The sequence below is a fragment of the Pseudomonas sp. BS3767 genome, assembly GCF_900099665.1.
Classification (GTDB): domain Bacteria; phylum Pseudomonadota; class Gammaproteobacteria; order Pseudomonadales; family Pseudomonadaceae; genus Aquipseudomonas; species Aquipseudomonas cerasi.
On record NZ_FNCX01000001.1, the window covers coordinates 582,669 to 599,927 of the forward strand.

General features: G+C 59.9%; 14 protein-coding genes. 7 read left to right on the plus strand and 7 right to left on the minus strand.

The window, feature by feature from the left end:
* Positions 1–153 precede the first annotated feature (153 nt).
* On the plus strand, positions 154–2,316 hold the full coding sequence (locus BLR16_RS01915; RefSeq protein WP_232917471.1) for a TonB-dependent receptor family protein: 2,163 nt from the start codon (positions 154–156) through the stop codon (positions 2,314–2,316).
* Between the two features lie 27 nt (positions 2,317–2,343).
* On the opposite strand, the gene BLR16_RS01920 is transcribed toward BLR16_RS01915, so the two are convergent.
* Complete coding sequence (locus BLR16_RS01920; protein ID WP_003344936.1) at positions 2,344–2,892, minus strand: cupin domain-containing protein; 549 nt, start codon at positions 2,890–2,892, stop codon at positions 2,344–2,346.
* Between the two features lie 127 nt (positions 2,893–3,019).
* The gene (locus BLR16_RS01925) at positions 3,020–3,769 is read right to left on the minus strand and encodes a gamma-glutamyl-gamma-aminobutyrate hydrolase family protein (protein WP_074806449.1); all 750 of its coding nucleotides are present in this window, start codon (positions 3,767–3,769) and stop codon (positions 3,020–3,022) included.
* 130 nt (positions 3,770–3,899) lie between these two features.
* On the opposite strand from BLR16_RS01925, the gene BLR16_RS01930 reads away from it, so the two are divergent.
* The 3 genes from BLR16_RS01930 to BLR16_RS01940 all read left to right on the plus strand — a co-directional run bounded on the left by BLR16_RS01930 (position 3,900) and on the right by BLR16_RS01940 (position 7,021).
* The gene (locus BLR16_RS01930; protein ID WP_058416498.1) at positions 3,900–4,787 is read left to right on the plus strand and encodes a LysR family transcriptional regulator; all 888 of its coding nucleotides are present in this window, start codon (positions 3,900–3,902) and stop codon (positions 4,785–4,787) included.
* Between the two features lie 145 nt (positions 4,788–4,932).
* Positions 4,933–5,997, plus strand: a complete 1,065-nt coding sequence (locus tag BLR16_RS01935) for an aromatic ring-hydroxylating oxygenase subunit alpha (RefSeq protein ID WP_074806446.1) — start codon at positions 4,933–4,935, stop codon at positions 5,995–5,997.
* Positions 5,998–6,070: 73 nt separating this feature from the next.
* Positions 6,071–7,021 carry a PDR/VanB family oxidoreductase gene (locus BLR16_RS01940; protein WP_060707819.1) on the plus strand — a complete coding sequence of 317 codons (951 nt, stop codon included), beginning with the start codon at positions 6,071–6,073 and terminating at the stop codon, positions 7,019–7,021.
* On the opposite strand, the gene BLR16_RS01945 is transcribed toward BLR16_RS01940, so the two are convergent.
* Entirely contained in the window at positions 7,022–7,732 is a 711-nt protein-coding gene (locus BLR16_RS01945; RefSeq protein WP_003435349.1) for a GntR family transcriptional regulator, read from the minus strand. It abuts the gene before it with no gap.
* 75 nt (positions 7,733–7,807) lie between these two features.
* Positions 7,808–9,778: a putative bifunctional diguanylate cyclase/phosphodiesterase gene (locus tag BLR16_RS01950; RefSeq protein WP_003435351.1), complete on the minus strand. Its 1,971-nt coding sequence runs from the start codon at positions 9,776–9,778 to the stop codon at positions 7,808–7,810.
* A 251-nt stretch (positions 9,779–10,029) separates the two neighbouring features.
* On the opposite strand from BLR16_RS01950, the gene BLR16_RS01955 reads away from it, so the two are divergent.
* Positions 10,030–11,022 (plus strand): nucleoside hydrolase, encoded by a 993-nt coding sequence (locus tag BLR16_RS01955; RefSeq protein ID WP_003435353.1) that lies wholly within the window; start codon positions 10,030–10,032, stop codon positions 11,020–11,022.
* A gap of 52 nt (positions 11,023–11,074) precedes the next feature.
* On the opposite strand, the gene BLR16_RS01960 is transcribed toward BLR16_RS01955, so the two are convergent.
* Positions 11,075–11,758: a hypothetical protein gene (locus tag BLR16_RS01960; RefSeq protein WP_003370876.1), complete on the minus strand. Its 684-nt coding sequence runs from the start codon at positions 11,756–11,758 to the stop codon at positions 11,075–11,077.
* A gap of 138 nt (positions 11,759–11,896) precedes the next feature.
* Positions 11,897–12,796, minus strand: a complete 900-nt coding sequence (locus tag BLR16_RS01965; RefSeq protein WP_003370874.1) for a LysR family transcriptional regulator — start codon at positions 12,794–12,796, stop codon at positions 11,897–11,899.
* 139 nt (positions 12,797–12,935) lie between these two features.
* Between BLR16_RS01965 and BLR16_RS01970 the strand changes: the two genes are divergently transcribed.
* Entirely contained in the window at positions 12,936–14,279 is a 1,344-nt protein-coding gene (locus BLR16_RS01970) for an MFS transporter (RefSeq protein ID WP_170846034.1), read from the plus strand.
* 18 nt (positions 14,280–14,297) lie between these two features.
* On the plus strand, positions 14,298–15,572 hold the full coding sequence (locus BLR16_RS01975; protein ID WP_046719380.1) for a glucarate dehydratase family protein: 1,275 nt from the start codon (positions 14,298–14,300) through the stop codon (positions 15,570–15,572).
* A 16-nt stretch (positions 15,573–15,588) separates the two neighbouring features.
* Here BLR16_RS01975 and BLR16_RS01980 read toward each other — a convergent pair whose 3' ends face one another.
* Positions 15,589–17,253 carry a PqiB family protein gene (locus BLR16_RS01980; RefSeq protein ID WP_074806543.1) on the minus strand — a complete coding sequence of 555 codons (1,665 nt, stop codon included), beginning with the start codon at positions 17,251–17,253 and terminating at the stop codon, positions 15,589–15,591.
* Positions 17,254–17,259 lie beyond the last annotated feature (6 nt).

Here is a 17,259-nt window from a genome sequence, read left to right on the forward strand (position 1 = left end):
CTTAGTGCATTGAACAGCCTGAAAATATCGCCCGGCATCGACTGTTCACTCACCGGTTTAGTGACGCCAGTCACACATCAGGCATCGAACACCTGTCCCTTTTCCAGAGCACGCAGGGCTGGCAGTTGACGCTGGCCGTGAACCACAAGGCGTATGCACTTGCAGTACCACCCACCGTTTCTGCTTTCCCCCTTGAACCTGACCCTGCAATTGTTCGGTTTCAGTACGGCTCTTGCTTTTACCTGTGTCGCCGAGGCTGATGTTGTCAGCCTGTCCAACATCGAAGTGGACGGCTCACGTATCGACAGCCCGGCGCAAATCCCGCGCGACGCGTTACGGGAAGTTCCGGGCGGTACCAACATTGTCGATATGAACACCGTCGAGCAAGGACGGGTCGCCAACAATGAAGACGTGTTCAAATACCAGCCCGGCATCTACGCCAAGGCCGCCAACAGTGAGGGGGCAAAAATCTCGATTCGTGGTTCGGGCCTGAACCGGGCGCCTGGCGCGCATGCCTCCGGGCTGTTCGAAATGCTCGACGGCTTGCCGCTGACCGGCCCCGGGGGTACGCCCTACGAACTCAAGGAGCCGTTATGGCTGAGCCACGTAGAAGTACGACGCGGTGCCAATGGCTTTGAACTGGGCTCGCTGGCGCTGGGTGGCGCGGTTAACTATGTCACCCACACCGGTTATGACGCGCCCAGGCTGCAGTTGCGCTACGAAGCAGGAAGCCACGGTTACTCGAAACGGCAGATCAGCTCGGGACAGGTGTTGGGCGATCTGGACTATTACGTCAGCGTGACCGACTCAAGCTACAACGGCTTCCAGGACCAGAGTGCCGGCGGTAGCCAGGGTATCGCAGCCAACGTCGGTTACCGGTTCAGCCCGAATCTGGAAACCCGCTTCTTCTTTCGTTACCGGGAAACCGACAACGACTCGCCGGGCAGACTGACCCGCGAGCAGATCCGCCATGATCCACAGACGGCCAATGCGCTCAACCGCACGCGCGACTCAAAACGCCTGCAACCCGGCAGCACCTGGCTCGGCAACAAGACCACTGTTTATCTGGATGAAAGCTCACGCCTCGAAACGGGTCTGGTCTATCACGATTACCCCATGGACCTGCGCGAGGGCACCAATCGCCTGAAAGTCGCTTACACCGATATCAGCGGCACGCTCAATTACATACGCCAGGACACCGTGTCTGGCCATCAGAGCACGACCACGCTGGGACTGCGAACCACCAAGGGGCTGCCTGACAACGGCGCATCGGAATTCGTCCGCGTGCCTGCCGGCAACACCGCAGGCTATGCGCCAGGGACCAGAACCCGGGATTACAGCTACCTGGGCTCGGACAGCGTGCTGCACCTGAGCAATGATCTGGAGCTGGTACCGGACCTGTGGCTGACAACGGGCGTTGCCGCCCTCTATACCCGTCGCGAAACAGAGGTCACCTACCCCGCAACCCAACAGGCCGTCAGCACTCACGCCTGGGACTATGCCACCCGGCTGGGCCTGCGCTACGACTTCACGCCGCAATTGCAGCTTTACGGCAATCTGAGTCGCTCGGTCGAGCCGCCGCACGCCTGGTCAATGATCTGGGGTTCCAACCATTTCTTCCCAGCAGGCAGCGGTGCGGCGACCGGCCTGCAGAGTATTGGCGTCAAACTTGAAAATCAGACTGCGACTACGCTGGAGCTCGGCGGCAAGGGTAATAGCGCAGCAGGCGACTGGACCGCAGGGTGGTATTACTCGCAGGTCAGACATGAACTGCTCAGTGTCGAAACCCAGGCAGCCAGCGCGACAGGCTCGCAAGTCATTGCCGAGTCCAACGCCAGCCCGACCATCCACACCGGTATCGAACTCAGCCTGGACAGCCCGCTGTGGCAGGGAGGCGCTGCGGGCAAGGTCGATTTACGCCAGGCCTACACGTTCAGCGACTTTCACTACCGTAACGACGACCGCTTCGGCGCCAACGCGCTGCCGGGTATCCCCCGGCATTACTATCAGGCCGAGCTGCGCTACAGCCATCCTGTCGGCGTTTACGTAGCACTCAACACTGAGCACGCGTCGAGGATCGCGGTCGATTACGCCAACTCGTTTTACGCCGATCAGTACACCTTACTGGGCGCCACACTGGGCTACGCGTCACCCGGCGAAGACTGGCAGACCTGGCTGGACCTGCGCAATCTGACTAACCAGCGTTACGCCAGCACCGTGACACCCGGCTATGACGACAACGGCAAAGACATCGCACGCTCGACACCCGGCGACGGGATGGGGATTTATGCCGGTATTTCCTGGAGCCTTCGTTAGGCGCAAGGCATCGTTGGCTATCGGCACCTAGAAGTTGGCCGGGGTGTTGGCGCTGATGATCTCCGCTTCGTCCTGGCCGATGTTGCGGAAGCGATGCGGCAAGGTGGTCGGGAAGTAATAGCCGTCACCCGGACCGAGAATGTTGACCTGCCCATCGATGGTCAGCTCCACGGTGCCGCGCGTCACCAGACCGCACTCCTCACCTTCGCTGTGGACGATGGGTTCATCGCCCGAGTCGGCGCCCGGCGCGTATTGCTCACGCAGAAACCGCATCTGCCGGCTTGGCAACGTCGCGCCGACCAGCAGCAGGCGGGCACCGTTGCGCCCCAGGTCGGGTTGATCACCGGCTCGAAACACGTACTGATCCTGCCCGGGAGGCTGATCGAACGTGAAAAAATCCGCCAGCGTCATGGGAATCCCTTCAAGCAGCTTTTTCAGCGAGCTGATGGAAGGACTGACACGATTTTGTTCGATGAGGGAAATCGTGGCATTGGTCACACCACTGCGTCTGGCGAGCTCACGCTGTGACAGCTTGTAGCTTTCACGCACCAGTTTGAGTCGTGCTCCCGTATCCATAGTGGCCTTATGTGAAAGATATCCGGTGAATGAGGCAGCGCCCCGGTGCAATGGATCGTCCATCACCCGAAGCCATCAAGCCGGATATTAAATCACGTTTGCCCACAACACTCAGCAGCTCATCGCTCTAGCGACTGCTGCGCGCATACCTCTGGCAGGCCTCGCGAAAGGCCTTGAACAGGCTGAGCGACACGGGGTTGTCCATGAACGCCCATTCCGGGTGCCACTGCACGCCCAGCACAAAGCCTGGCGCACCAGGCATGGACACCGCTTCGACCAGACCGTCGGGGGCCAATGCTTCCGCGCGCAGGTCCGACGCCATGCGATCGATACCCTGACTGTGCAGGCTGTTGACCTCGAACCCCGGTGCCAGCCCCAGCGAGTCGAGCAAACCGCCAGGCTGTACCTGCACGGCATGCTTTGGCGCGTACTGCACCGCCAGCACCTCGCTTTGCGGCTCGCGATGATCCAGATAGCCGGGCAGCTCCTGGACCCGCTGATGCAGGCTGCCGCCCAGCGCGACATTCAGCTCCTGAAAGCCGCGGCAAATGCACAACACCGGCACCCCCTTAGCAATGGCAGCCCTGAGCAATGGCAAAGTTGTGCGATCCCGGAAGACGTCATGGGCGGTGCCCTCCACGCTCGCCGGCCCATTGTAGTGACGCGGCTCGACGTTGGACGGCGAGCCGGTAAACAACAGGCCATCCAGTGACGCAAGCAGTTGCGCAGGCTCGGTGGGCACCTCGAGCGCAGGCAGGATTACCGGCATGCCCGCGAAGGCTGCGGCCTCGACGTACTTGTCGCCTGCGGTGTGAGAAGAGTACTTGCCCAACTGCTGACGGCAGGCGGTGACACCAATCAAGGGAGGTCGCGACATAGGTTGAATCCTGTATGAAGTCTGAGTGGTCAGCGCCGATTACCGGACGCTATCCAGCGGGAATGAAACCAGTCTAGGATAGTCATCCGCGCAACAAACATAGGCATTCAGGCAAAGGAACAATGCACCAATGCAATATGAAATCACCCACGCCGACCTTTCATTGGTGCTCGCCCTGGTTCGCGGCCGCACCCTCGCCCGTGCCGCCGACCTGTTGCAGGTTGATGTATCGACCGTGTTTCGCTCGATCCGTCGTCTGGAAGCCGCCCTTGGTGCCGCGCTGTTTGAAAAGAACCGGCGCGGGTACGTACCGACCGATACCGCTCAGGCCATGGCCGAACAGGCCGAGCGTGCCGAACAGGCGCTTGCCGCTGCGCGCATCGCTTTGCAGCAGGGCGAACAAGTCGTCAGCGGCACGGTGCGCCTGACCTGTACCGATGCGGTACTGCACAGCCTGCTGTTGCCCGCGCTGGCAGACTTCATGCCGCAGTACCCTGCCCTTACGCTGGAGCTGGCCACCTCCAACGCCTTTGCCAACCTCAGCCGTCGCGATGCCGACATCGCCCTGCGCCTGACCAATACGCCTCCCGAGCACCTGATCGGGCGCTGCCTGGGCAGTGCCGACTACTTTGTCTGCGGTCGCCCGGAATACCGCGAGGCCCTGACGCAAAACCCTGCCTCGATCCCCTGGATCAGCCCGGACGACTCGATGCCCGACCACACCTCGGTGATCTGGCGCAAACAGGCGTTTCCAGGGGTATTACCGAGCTACCGCTGCAGCAACATGTCGGCTGTCTCGCAGTTGGTCGCTGCCGGCCTGGGCGTGGCGGCGCTGACCGGTTTCACGGTCGAGGGCCTGGGTGCGGTCGAACGCCTGAGCGGCCCTCTGGAAGGATGCCGCACTGACCTGTGGCTGCTGACCCGCCCCGACTGCCGCGCCCTGCGTTCTGTGCAGACCCTGCTGGAAGCACTCGCGCCGCGCCTGCGAGCGGCGCTGCTGGTATCCAGCCCCGGCTGATCAATCTCTGTGGATCCATTAAATAATAGTTAACTAAATTAATCATTGGATTAATCTCGATCCTGTGGCATTAATAATCGCGAGGAAACAACATGATTCATTCTGTGGATCCATAAGATCAATAATCGAACCGTGGAGAACCATCATGCACCCGAAAAATGCGTGGTACGTCGCCTGTACAGCGGATGAAGTCGCCGACAAGCCTCTGGGGCGGCAGATCTGCAACGAAAAGATGGTGTTCTATCGCGACCAGGACCAGCAGGTCATTGCCGTCGAAGACTTCTGCCCGCATCGCGGCGCCCCGCTCTCGCTGGGTTATGTCGAGAACGGCCAGCTGGTGTGTGGTTATCACGGACTGGTCATGGGCGGCGACGGCAAGACTGTTTCAATGCCCGGCCAGCGTGTTCGCGGCTTCCCTTGCAACAAGACCTTCGCGGCGGTCGAGCGCTACGGCTTCATCTGGGTCTGGCCCGGTGACCGGGAAAAGGCCGACCCGGCACTCATCCACCATCTGGAATGGGCAGTCAGCGACGACTGGGCCTACGGCGGCGGGCTGTTTCATATCCAGTGCGATTACCGCCTGATGATCGACAACCTGATGGACCTCACCCACGAAACCTATGTGCATGCGTCAAGCATCGGCCAGAAGGAAATCGACGAGGCAGCGCCCGTCACAACGGTCGAAGGCGAGGAAGTGGTCACCGCCCGGCACATGGAAAACATCATGCCGCCGCCGTTCTGGCAGATGGCACTGCGTGGCAACAACCTGGCCGATGACGTGCCGGTCGATCGCTGGCAGATCTGCCGCTTCACGCCGCCCAGCCATGTGCTGATCGAAGTCGGCGTAGCCCATGCAGGCAAAGGCGGCTATCACGCGCCCAAAGAGTTCAAGGCGTCGAGCATCGTCGTCGACTTCATCACCCCCGAGACCGACACCTCCATCTGGTACTTCTGGGGCATGGCGCGCAACTTCAATCCCGCTGATGCAGAGCTGACCGCCAGCATCCGTGAAGGCCAGGGCAAGATCTTCACCGAAGATCTGGAAATGCTTGAACGCCAGCAACAGAACCTGCTCAAGCACCCGCATCGCAGCCTGCTCAAGCTCAATATCGACGCCGGTGGCGTGCAGTCACGCAAGATCCTGGAGCGCCTGATCGCTGCCGAGCAGGCCGGTCGCGGCGAGCAGATTCCCGTGATGGCGACGAAATGACCGGCCATTGCCCGTCGAAACACCAAGAAAACAATCAGAAGTGACCCGTGCCGCGGTCACCCGAGGACCTGACATGATCGACGTGAAGGTGTTATCACGCAACGATGAAGCGCTGGACATCTGCAGCTTTGAACTGGTGCGGGCAGACGGAGCGCTGTTGCCGCCGTTCACCGCAGGCGCGCACATTGACGTACACCTGCCTGACGGGCTGATTCGTCAGTACTCGCTGTGCAATGCCCCGAACGAGCGTCACCGCTACCTGATTGGCGTCCTCAACGACCCGGCTTCGCGTGGTGGCTCGCGTAGCCTGCATCAACAGATTCAGACTGGCGCACAGTTGCGCATCAGTGAACCGCGCAACCTGTTCCCGCTGGCTGAAAACAGCCGACGCACTCTGCTGTTCGCCGGCGGTATTGGCATCACACCCATCCTCTGCATGGCCGAACAACTTGCGCTGGAGGCTGCCGATTTCGAGCTGCATTACTGCATGCGTTCCGCCGAACGCGGCGCCTTCATCGAACGCCTGAAGCATTCGGCATTTGCCGAGCGCATCACGCTGCACTTCGATGAACAGCCGGACACCGCGCTGGAGGCTGGCAAAGTACTCGCCCGCCCACAGCCCGATACCCACCTGTACGTGTGCGGGCCGGGCGGTTTCATGCAATACATCCTCGACAGCGCGCGGGCCGCTGGCTGGTCCGAGGACACTCTGCACCGCGAGTACTTCTCCGCAGAGCCGGTCGACACCAGCAACGATGGCAGTTTTTCAATCGAGATTGCCAGTACCGGCCAGGTCATCGCCATTCCGGCCAATAAAACGGTCGCTCAGGTGCTCGAAAGCCATGGTATCGATATTCCGCTGTCGTGTGAGCAAGGTGTGTGTGGCACCTGCCTGACGCGGGTGTTGAAAGGCATTCCGGATCATCGTGATCTGTTTCTGACCGAAGACGAGCAGGCGCTCAACGATCAGTTCACGCCCTGCTGCTCACGTTCCAAGACGCCCGTGCTGGTGCTCGACATCTGATCAGTCCGGGCGCTGAATGACTTTCATGCGCTCGTTCTGCCCGGTGCCGAAGATTTCTGCATAGCGCAAGGTGGCATTGGCATGCTCGCGCATGATGGCCTCGGCGCGAGCGCCCTGCCCATTCACCAGCGCATCCACGACGGCGTGATGCTGCATGTGGGCGAAATTGAACCGCCGGTATTCGCGAATCAGGTTGTCGCGATCCACGGCCAGCGCGGTTACCGAGGCAAAAGGCAGATGGTCGTTGCGTGACAGTGCATCGGCAATGGCGCGATTGCCGCTGCCCTCGACGATCACGCGATGCAGGCGCATGTTCATGTCGTGATAGACCTCAAGGTCATCTTCAGTGACATGGCCCTTCTCGAACAGCGCGTCACCCTGTACCAGACAGGCCTCCAGCTCGTCGCGCGCCTCCTGGGTCAGGCCGCGCTCGGCCATCTGCCGCGCGGCAAGCCCCTCAAGGACACCGCGGACATCCACCGCGCCGGCGATTTCCATCGGGCTGATCGAGCGCACCTGAAAACCACGCCCGCCAAAGGGCACCAGCAGCCCCTCCTGCTCCAGCGTCCGGAACGCCATGCGCACCGGCATGCGCGAAACGCCGAACAGCTCGGCAGTCGGCACCTCCATCAGACGCTCGCCGGCAGCCAGCTCGCCTGATGCAATCATCTTGCGCAACGCAACAAGGACGGTCTGCCCGGGTTTGCTCATCAAAAGGCTTCCGTGGGGATCAAAAAACGCATCTTACCCCACGCACGCCCGAGAGAATCGCCCACATGCAATCGATCAGAGAGGGCACGATGCTGCGTAGCCGAAGGTGCGCTCTTCATCGGGTATTTCAATCCAGGCCAGCGTTTCTGCAAAACTGATCGGCGGGCTGTAGAAGTAGCCCTGCACCATCGTACAACCCAGGGTGGTCAGTGCATTCAGCTCATCCTGTGTTTCAACGCCTTCGATCACGCAGCCCAGAGACATGTCCAGACTCAAGGCAACCAGCGATTTGACGATCTTGTAACTGGCCGGGTTGTGGTGCACGCCGGTGACAAAACTGCGGTCGATCTTCAGCTTGGTCAGCGCCAGCGCGTGCAACTGACTGAGGCTGGAGAATCCGGTGCCGAAGTCATCCAGCGAGATACCGCAACCCAGCTTGCGGAACTGGGTAATGGCCTGCTGCACCTGAGCAATATCCTGCATGACCGCCGTTTCGGTGATTTCCAGATCGAGCCGCGACGCATCGAAGCCGCTGTGTTCGATGATCTCGACAATTCTGCTGACACTTTCCCAGGTCGCACAGTCGTGCGCGGACAGATTGAACGACAGCCTGATAGGCGCGGGCCACGAAAGGGCCATGCCAAGCGCCTGGGTCAACAAGGGCACGGTGAGCTTGTTGATCATGCCGATGCGCTCGGCGATCGGAATGAAATGCGCCGGCGAAACAGACCCCAGTTCCGGGCTGTTCCAGCGCGCCAGTGCCTCGAAAGCCACCGTTTCGCGCGTGCAGCTCTCAATGATCGGCTGAAACGATACGTGGAACTCGGTTTCCAGATTGGCGCGCCGCAAGGCCTGTTCGGTAACGCCGTCGGCATGCAATTGCTCACGGTGGCTGGCGGAGAACAGGCAGGTGGTTCCGGGGTTATGGTTCTTGCCTTGATACAGCGCGTAATCGGCAAACTCGAACAGCTGGGTCGCATTATCCGCCGTGGCCGGGTACGTCGCCAGGCCCAGTGTCGCGCCAATCTGGATCGGCATGTCCGACAGTTCGAAGCTTTCGTGCATGAGGTCACACAGGTGTTTGCCAAACGCCAGCAACGCGTCACTGTCCATGTCACCCTTGATCACCAGCGCGAACTCGTCACCGCCCAGTCGCGACACATGCACCTTGTCACTCGAGGCGCTGGTCAGGCGTTCAGCCACCAGCATCAGCAAACGATCGCCGATGCGGTGACCATAGAGGTCATTGACCGGCTTGAACCCGTCCAGGTCCAATACCCCCACTGCCAGGCCGCTGCGCTGCGCCATTGCCTCGGTCATCGCGGCATCCAGAGTCTGAAAGAACTGGCGACGATTGGGCAGGCCCGTCAGGCTGTCCTGATTGGCCAGCAGCAGATTCTCGTTACTCAGTTGCTCGGTCTTTACCTGCACATTCACCAGGCTGGTGAAATCGCGGTACTGGTAATGAAGAATGATCAGCATGCCGATCGACACCAGCACGATATTCACCGCTGTGGCGATAAAGGTAACGTTGTACGTCGAGGCGAAGAAAATGACGAAGGCGGTGTTGACGACCAGGGCGGTGGTCAGCGCTGCAGGCCGCAAGTGCATCATGCAGAAGATGCAGACGATCACCGTAATCCCCATGAAAAACGCGACATGCGCCTGGGAGTAGGCATCGCCGTATGGGTAGAGCGATAGCGACCAGGCGGCAAACCCGGCCGCTATCACGCCTGCCAGGCCATGTGTACCACGCAGCGTGGCCAGAATGATCGCCGGAGCGGGTGGCGGCCGGTTTACCGTGCGCAACCATTTGCGTGCACGGACGGCACAGATAACCGTAAGCAGCGCCGGGACCAGCAGCGTCAGCCACACCGGAGCGGTTCGCCAATGGGTGAACGCCAACGCCCAGGTATTGACCAGCAGCACAAAGTACATCAACGGCAGTTGCCGGGACAACGCAACGTATTGGGCCTGCAACAACCTGGGGTTATCAGCAGGCACAGACATCAGGGCACGCAAGGCACCCGGTAGTTTTTTCAGCATCGCAAGGCTTCTCTGTTACCACAGTCAAAGCACACGTGGCTTGCTGCTCATCATGCGAACCGGACAGCTAATTGTCGGCTCGCTTGTCAGGCTCTCGGCGGATGTGATTAATTCTTTACGGTAAAACCGAGCCGTGCATCGGTTTAATTGAAATAACCTGTTGGCAACCTTTTTTCCGCGTGCCTTCGCATAAGTCAGCGGCGCTTGCACACCTTCTTTTCAATCGTCCCCTACAGGCAAGGAGCGTTACCGTGAACAGGAAAGTCATTATCGATACGGACATGGGCTGGGATGACGTACTGTCGATCGCCTACCTGATGAAACGACAGGACATCGACATCCTCGGCATTACAGTGACCGGATGCGGCGAAACAGACCTCGGCTGGGGCGTGATCATCGCGCAGCATTTGCTGGGCATCGGCAATCGACTCGGCACCGTCGTGGCAAAGGGTACCGATCAGCCACTTGAGTACGACAACCGCTTTCCGCAACCCTTCAAAAACGACATGAACGACATCATGGGGCTGCTCGGGACACTGAACCCTGCCACGCTACCGGAACTGTCGAGCCTGCCCGCCTGGGAGTTCATGTATCAGACGGTAAAAAACAGCCAGGACCCCATCACAGTGCTGTCGCTGGGGGGCTTTACCAACATCGCGAAGATGCTTTCGTTGAGCAGCCAGCCAGCCGACTTCAAAATGGTCGAGCAGATCGTCGCCATGGCCGGCGCGGTTTACGTCGACGGCAACGTCGCGGCATTGAACAACGCGCAAAAGGCATGGGATCAGGGAGAGGCCTACAGCAGCAACCACTATGCAGAATGGAATGTGTTCGTCGACCCTGTCGCCGCCAACACTGTTTTCCAGTCGAGCCTGCCGTTGACGCTGGTGCCGCTGGATGTCTGCAACCAGATCATCCTCGACGCCAGCTATTGGCAATTGATCACCGCCACCGACCCTGTCGCCACACTGGTCAAACAAGTGCTCGAACACAAATCCGGAACACACGCCGAAGGGCTTCCCGTGCCGATCTTCGATCCGCTGGCGACCATGCTGATGGCAGGTGGTATTGCAGCGACAAAAATCGATGAGCAGTTTCTGTCGGTCAACACCGAGTTGACGCCGCAGGACAACCATTGTGGTCAGATACAGCTGCAAGGCAGCGGCTCACGAATGATTGCGTCAGTGCTGGGTGTCTCGCAGGTGGCGTTCAGCAACAACTTCGCCCAGGTCATCAATAGCTGAGGCCAGTGTGAAATGCTGCGCCGCGCCTTCTCAGCCTGGCGCAGTCACTCCATCAGTTCGCCGCCACCTGAGCCCGGTCGGCCTGCATGACCAGAGCCTTGAGCGAGGCGTCGAACTGTTTCAAGGCATTCACCTGCAAATCACGCTGCTGATCGATTTGTGCAGCAATCTCCGGAGCGGCCTTGCCTTGCACCCAGACCGAGGTCATTTCCCGAACCACTTCACCTTCGGCCTTGCCGATGTATTGCAGGTTGTTGTCATAGAAGCGCGCCATGAAACGCGCTTCGACCTGACTGTTGCGCTTGCTCACCAGGCGGTTGTAAGTATCGAGCATGACCACTACGTCCGGGCGGGCCTGCATCAGCGCATCGAGGTTGTTGTAAACGGTTACCGAGGCGAACTCTTTCTTCAATGAGCCCACCAGCCAGTCGGTCGCCAGCGCAGGATCCGAGCTGTTGATGAATGCGTTGCGGATACGCGCATCGAGTGCGCCATTGCTGCCGCTCCTGAGTGCCACCGAATGGTAGTTGTTCAAATACTGAAGGTTGCTGAGGGTATTTTCGCTGTACAGCACCCCCACCGACTGAGTGTGTTGCAGGCTGGCAGCGCTGTCGACGACGGGCATGAAATGGCAGGACTGTTCGGAGACCGGAGAGACGGCAGCATTGACGGGGGCAGTGAACATAATGCTGGTGCTGAACACGGCAGCAAACGTCAACAGATTGAACATTCTCATCGCGTCGTCTCCCTTTGGAGCAGGTGGCTATGGCGCCATCCTCCTCCTTTGCCGGAAAAACAGAACTTGCCTTGCTTGATGATGACTATCGACTGAATGAATGATAGTTGATACCACTACGTTACAAGGTTTTTCGCTTCAATTTTCATCCGCCCTGACGGCCGCACGAATGGCTTCGAGCAGCATCCGGCACGCCGGGTTGTCATTGTCGGTGCGCCAGACCAGGTGCAACTCGCTCTGCACGCCTTCGCCCAGGTCAATGTCACGAAACACGACGTCCTTGAACACCACATTGGTCGCACAACGCGGTACCAGTGCCAGCCCCATGCCAGCGTTGACCAGCGCCAGAATAGTCAGTGACGATCCAAGCCATTGGACATACTCCGGTGCAACTCGTGCGGAGCGAAACATACCGGTCAGCAGTTCGTTGAACGGTGGGTACGCCGAATGCGAATACATCAGGAACGGTGCGCCATCCAGATCGGCCACCGCGACCGAGTCCGCATGCGCCAATCGATGATTGCTCGGCACGGCCAGCACAAAAGGCTCGCGTACCAGGCATTCGCTCTCGTACCCCGGCTGAAACAGTGGCGCTCGCACGATACCGAGGTCAATGCGCCGCGCCCTGAGTGCTTCGTGCTGCTGATAGGTGTTCATTTCAGTCAGGGAAATCTTCACCTGCGGCTGCTTGAGGCGCGCCTCGGCGATCACCCTGGGCAGAAACTCGTACACGGCGCTGCCGACGAAACTGATGGTCACCGAGCCGATGTCACCTTCGGCAAAGCGCCGCGCGGAAATGGCCGCCTGCTGCGCGCGCTCCAGCAGGGTCTGCGCCTCGATGAAAAAAGCCCTGCCCGCCGCGGTCAGGGCCACACTGCGGGTGCTGCGGGTGAACAGCTCGACGCCCAGATTATGCTCCAGTATCTGAATCTGCCGACTCAACGGCGGCTGCGTCATGTTCAGCCGTTCGGCGGCACGGCGAAAATTCAGCTCCGTTGCCACCGTGGTGAAGCAACGCAGTTGAGAAAGCTCGAACATTGATCCACTCCCGGTATCAATCAAGTCACTAACTGGATTAGACGGGAATAATACACGCCCTCATGATCGACTCATCCCCAAAATAACAATGAATGGGAGTCGCCTCTTGAATACCGTCCCTAGTACTACGGACGTCACGGTGCTTGCCCGTGCGGCCGCCAAGGTGAAACGCCACGTGCTGCCGCTGTTGGTGGTGATGTTCATCGTCAATTACATCGACCGGGTCAACATCGGTTTTGTACGCAGCCATCTGGAAACCGATCTGGGTATCGGCGCAGCGGCTTATGGGCTGGGCGCCGGATTGTTCTTTGTCGGTTACGCACTGTTCGAAGTCCCCTCCAACATGCTCTTGCAGCGCTACGGCGCCCGCGCCTGGCTGACCCGCATCATGTTTACCTGGGGCGCGGCTGCGATGGCCATGGCATTCGTTCAGGGTGAAACCAGCTTCTACGTGCTGCGCTTCATTCTCGGCGCCGCCGAAGCCGGTTTCTTCCCCGGCATCATCTATTACTTCACCCAGTGGCTGCCTTCCAGCGACCGCGGCAAAGCCATGGCGCTGTTTCTCAGCGGCTCGGCGATAGCGTCGGTCATCTCCGGACCGGTGTCCGGCGCCCTGCTCGGCATCGAGGGCCTGAACCTGCATGGCTGGCAATGGATGTTCCTGATCGAAGGCTTCGCATCGATCGTGCTCTGCGGTTTCGTCTGGTTCTGGCTGCAATCACATCCTCACGAAGCACGCTGGCTCAGTGATGAAGAAAAAACCGCGCTCAGCACCGCCATCGCCGAAGAGCAACGGCTGCGCGAAGCAGCACAAACCGTCAGACCCTCGGTATTGCGCCTGCTGGCGGACCGGCAGATCCTGCTGTTCTGCTTCATCTACTTTTCCGTGGCGCTGACCATCTACGGCGCCACCTTCTGGCTGCCGAGCATGATCCGCAAGATGGGCAGCTTCAGCGATTTCGAGGTCGGGCTGTTCAATTCGATCCCGTGGATCATCTCCATCGTGGCCATGTACGGCTTTGCAGCACTGGCTGCACGCTTCAAGCACCAGCAGGCCTGGGTGGCAGTCACCCTGGTCATCGCCGCCGCCGGCATGTTCATGTCCACCGTCGGCGGTCCGGTGTTCGCCTTTGTCGCCATCTGCTTCGCGGCCATCGGTTTCAAGGCCGCGTCTGCGCTGTTCTGGCCAATCCCTCAGGGCTATCTGGATGCACGCATTGCCGCTGCGGTCATTGCGCTGATCAACTCAATCGGCAACCTGGGCGGTTTCGTTGCGCCCACCACGTTCGGCTTTCTGGAACAGACCACCGGTTCGATTCAAGGCGGTCTGTATGGACTGGCAGCGACATCGCTGCTGGCTGCCGTGGTGATCTTCTTCGCCCGTACCACGCCACGAGGTGATCGCGGCCGCCCGTCAAGGGCTGAGCGGCCTGCAGCGCTCAGCCCTGCCGTTACTGGCACCCCTTCCAGCCTCAAACCCTGACCTCCGGGAGACCGCCCTTTGAAAATCATACGTGTGACCGTGACCCCTATCGCCTTTCGCGACCCGCCACTGCTCAACGCCAGTGGTATTCACGAACCCTTTGCCCTGCGCTCGATCATTGAGGTGGAAAGCGACAACGGCTACATCGGTCTCGGTGAAAGCTACGGGGATGCCCCGGCACTGGCGATTCAGCAACACGTGCAGAACCAGCTGATCGGGCTCGACCCGTTCAACCTCAATCAGCTGCGCAGCATCGTTCAGGCGACCGTGGCAGCGCATAAGCCTGCCAGCCTGGCGGGTGCCGAACTGGCGCCGGGCTCACACGCGAGCAAGGCGGTCAGCAATGCTTATTCTGCGTTCGAAGTGGCGTTTCTGGACCTGCAGGCGCGTTCCATGAACCTGCCATTGGTGGACCTGCTCGGCGGTGCCATTCGTGACCAGATACCCTTCAGCGCCTACCTGTTTTTCAAATACGCGCAGCATGCCGATGCGCCTTACGCGCCCGACAGCTGGGGTGAAGCGCTCAGCGAAGAGCAGATCGTTGCTCAGGCCCGGCGCATGATCGAAGCCTACGGTTTCAAAAGCATCAAGCTCAAGGCCGGAGCACTGCCGCCGGAACACGAGGTGTCATGCATCAAGGCGCTGAAAAAGGCTTTCCCCGGTTATCCGCTGCGCATCGACCCCAACGGCAACTGGTCACTGGAGACTTCGATTCGCATGGCAGAGCTGCTGGGCGATGATCTGCAATATTACGAAGACCCGACGCCGGGCCTCGACGGCATGTCCGAGCTGCATAAACGCACCGGTCTGCCGCTGGCAACCAACATGGTGGTAACCGATTTCGACGAGTTCCGCCGCAGCGTGGCCCTCGACAGCGTGCAAATCGTACTCGCTGACCACCATTACTGGGGCGGCCTGCGCGACACTCAGGCACTGGCGAAGATGTGTGACACCTTTGGCCTCGGCGTGTCGATGCACTCCAACTCGCATCTGGGTATCAGCCTTATGGCCATGGCCCACGTCGCAGCGTCGGTGCCTAATCTGGACTACGCCTGCGACACGCACTACCCGTGGCAGGAGCCGGACGAGGAAGTCATCAAGGGCGGCAAACTGCCGATTGTCGACGGCTGCGTCAGCATCACCCGCGCGCCCGGCCTGGGGCTGGAACTGGACCATGACCAGCTCGGCAAGCTCAACGACCAGTATCACAGCTGTGGCATTCGGCAGCGCGATGACGTGAAGCAGATGCAAAAGTACAAGCCGGACTGGAAGGCGGTCAAACCGAGGTACTGAAGCCGTCCGGCTCGGCTTAATCGGCCTGCTGAGCAGGCGCGATCCTCTGGTAGACACCCGGTCGATCCTGACGGGTGCGGCCACGGATCAAGGCTTCGGGGTTGCGGCTCAGGTAATCGGTCAGGACCCTTACCGAGCGGGCCATGCGCTGAACGTCGTCGATTGTCCGGTCGATCTGTTGATGCACAGGCGAGTCCTCGGCGAGTGCTGCACCGGCAATGTCCAGTGTGCTTCGGGATTGCAGCAGAACGCCGTGCAGTTCAGGCATCACCTGCGCGTTGAAAAGCCTGAACGTCTTTTGCGCCTCGCCAAGGCTGCCATTGAAGTTGCCGGCGATCTCCTGCACCGGCACGTTGCTGAACTTGTCGATGATCTGCTGTACCTGCTCCTGCATCTTTTCAAGCTCCCCCGGCACGGTCGGGATTATCAACGGCTGCGCACTGACATCGAACGGCACCGGCGCAGCGTTGGCGATAAAACCCAGGGAAATATACAGTTGTCCGGTCAGCAGACTCTCGCTGCGAGGCTGCGCACGCAGGCCTCGTTTGACGAAGTCGGCTATCAACTGTGCCGTACGTGCATCATCGGTAACGCCTAACGTCTTCACGATTTTTTCATTGGCCATACCCAGGCGGTCGGGGTATATCTGCGCCCCTACGATGCTGGTGAACGACTTGCTGGCGGCGTCGTAGTCCAGGTCTACCGAGACGACTCGACCCAGCGTTATGCCCATGAACTCGACCGGCGAATTGACCTCCAGCCCCCGCAGCGACTGACTGAATATCATACGGATGTAACCCGGTTCGCCGTCGGGCGGCGACAGCGCCTTCTGCTGATCGTCAAACAGCATGAAGCGTGCATGCTCCGCGGCCCGGGGCGCATTCGTACGGTAATCCGGCTCGACGAAGGCCACCCCTCCCGCCAGTATCGTCGAGACCGATTCAGTCTTTATTTTCAGACCATCGGCATCCACCGTCATGCCAATACCGCTGGCATTCCAGAAGCGCGTGTCGGTGGTCACGAAACTGTCGTTGGGCGCATTGATGAAAATTTCCGCATCCACGCCCTTGCCGTCTGCGGATAAATGGCAGGCCGCTATCTGTCCGACCTGAATGCGTCGGTAGTACACAGGAGACCCGACCTCTAGTGAGCCCATGTCTGCGGCGTGCAGGGTAAAACGCGTGCCTTTTGCGCCGTAGGTAATGGGTGGCGGAGCTTCCTGACCGACAAAGTGTTTTTTCGTATGCCCGGACGTACCGCTGTCCGCCGCGATAAATGGCCCGGAAAGCACGGTATCCAAGCCCGATACACCGGTGACGCCTATACGCGGGCGCACCACCCAGAACAGGGAGTCCTCGGCAGTGAAAGCACGGGCGCTGGCATCAAGGTCCACCGTCGCCACAACGCCTGTACGGTCCTTGTTCAAGGCCACGGCCGATACCTCGCCAATCACCACATTCCTGACCTTGACCCTCGTCTTGTGAGGTTCAAGCCCCTCGGCGCTCTGGAAGGTGACGAAGATTCTCGAGCCTTTCGACAGTGTGCTGCTGATCAGCAGCGACAGGCCTATCAAGGCAGCGAGCAGCGGAACCAGCCATACAGGGGATACGCCGAAACGTCTCTTTCGGGTGATGAAAGCAGCGACTGCCGATGGAGAAACCGAACCTGAGCGATCAGACATTTTGTC

What these genes read in the sequence shown, in the direction of transcription:
- BLR16_RS01915 (WP_232917471.1), top strand. Translation starts at nt 154, where the DNA reads ATGCACTTGCAGTACCACCCACCGTTTCTGCTTTCCCCCTTGAACCTG.
- BLR16_RS01920 (WP_003344936.1), bottom strand. Translation starts at nt 2,892, where the DNA reads ATGGATACGGGAGCACGACTCAAACTGGTGCGTGAAAGCTACAAGCTG.
- BLR16_RS01925 (WP_074806449.1), bottom strand. Translation starts at nt 3,769, where the DNA reads ATGTCGCGACCTCCCTTGATTGGTGTCACCGCCTGCCGTCAGCAGTTG.
- BLR16_RS01930 (WP_058416498.1), top strand. Translation starts at nt 3,900, where the DNA reads ATGCAATATGAAATCACCCACGCCGACCTTTCATTGGTGCTCGCCCTG.
- BLR16_RS01935 (WP_074806446.1), top strand. Translation starts at nt 4,933, where the DNA reads ATGCACCCGAAAAATGCGTGGTACGTCGCCTGTACAGCGGATGAAGTC.
- BLR16_RS01940 (WP_060707819.1), top strand. Translation starts at nt 6,071, where the DNA reads ATGATCGACGTGAAGGTGTTATCACGCAACGATGAAGCGCTGGACATC.
- BLR16_RS01945 (WP_003435349.1), bottom strand. Translation starts at nt 7,732, where the DNA reads ATGAGCAAACCCGGGCAGACCGTCCTTGTTGCGTTGCGCAAGATGATT.
- BLR16_RS01950 (WP_003435351.1), bottom strand. Translation starts at nt 9,778, where the DNA reads ATGCTGAAAAAACTACCGGGTGCCTTGCGTGCCCTGATGTCTGTGCCT.
- BLR16_RS01960 (WP_003370876.1), bottom strand. Translation starts at nt 11,758, where the DNA reads ATGAGAATGTTCAATCTGTTGACGTTTGCTGCCGTGTTCAGCACCAGC.
- BLR16_RS01965 (WP_003370874.1), bottom strand. Translation starts at nt 12,796, where the DNA reads ATGTTCGAGCTTTCTCAACTGCGTTGCTTCACCACGGTGGCAACGGAG.
- BLR16_RS01980 (WP_074806543.1), bottom strand. Translation starts at nt 17,253, where the DNA reads ATGTCTGATCGCTCAGGTTCGGTTTCTCCATCGGCAGTCGCTGCTTTC.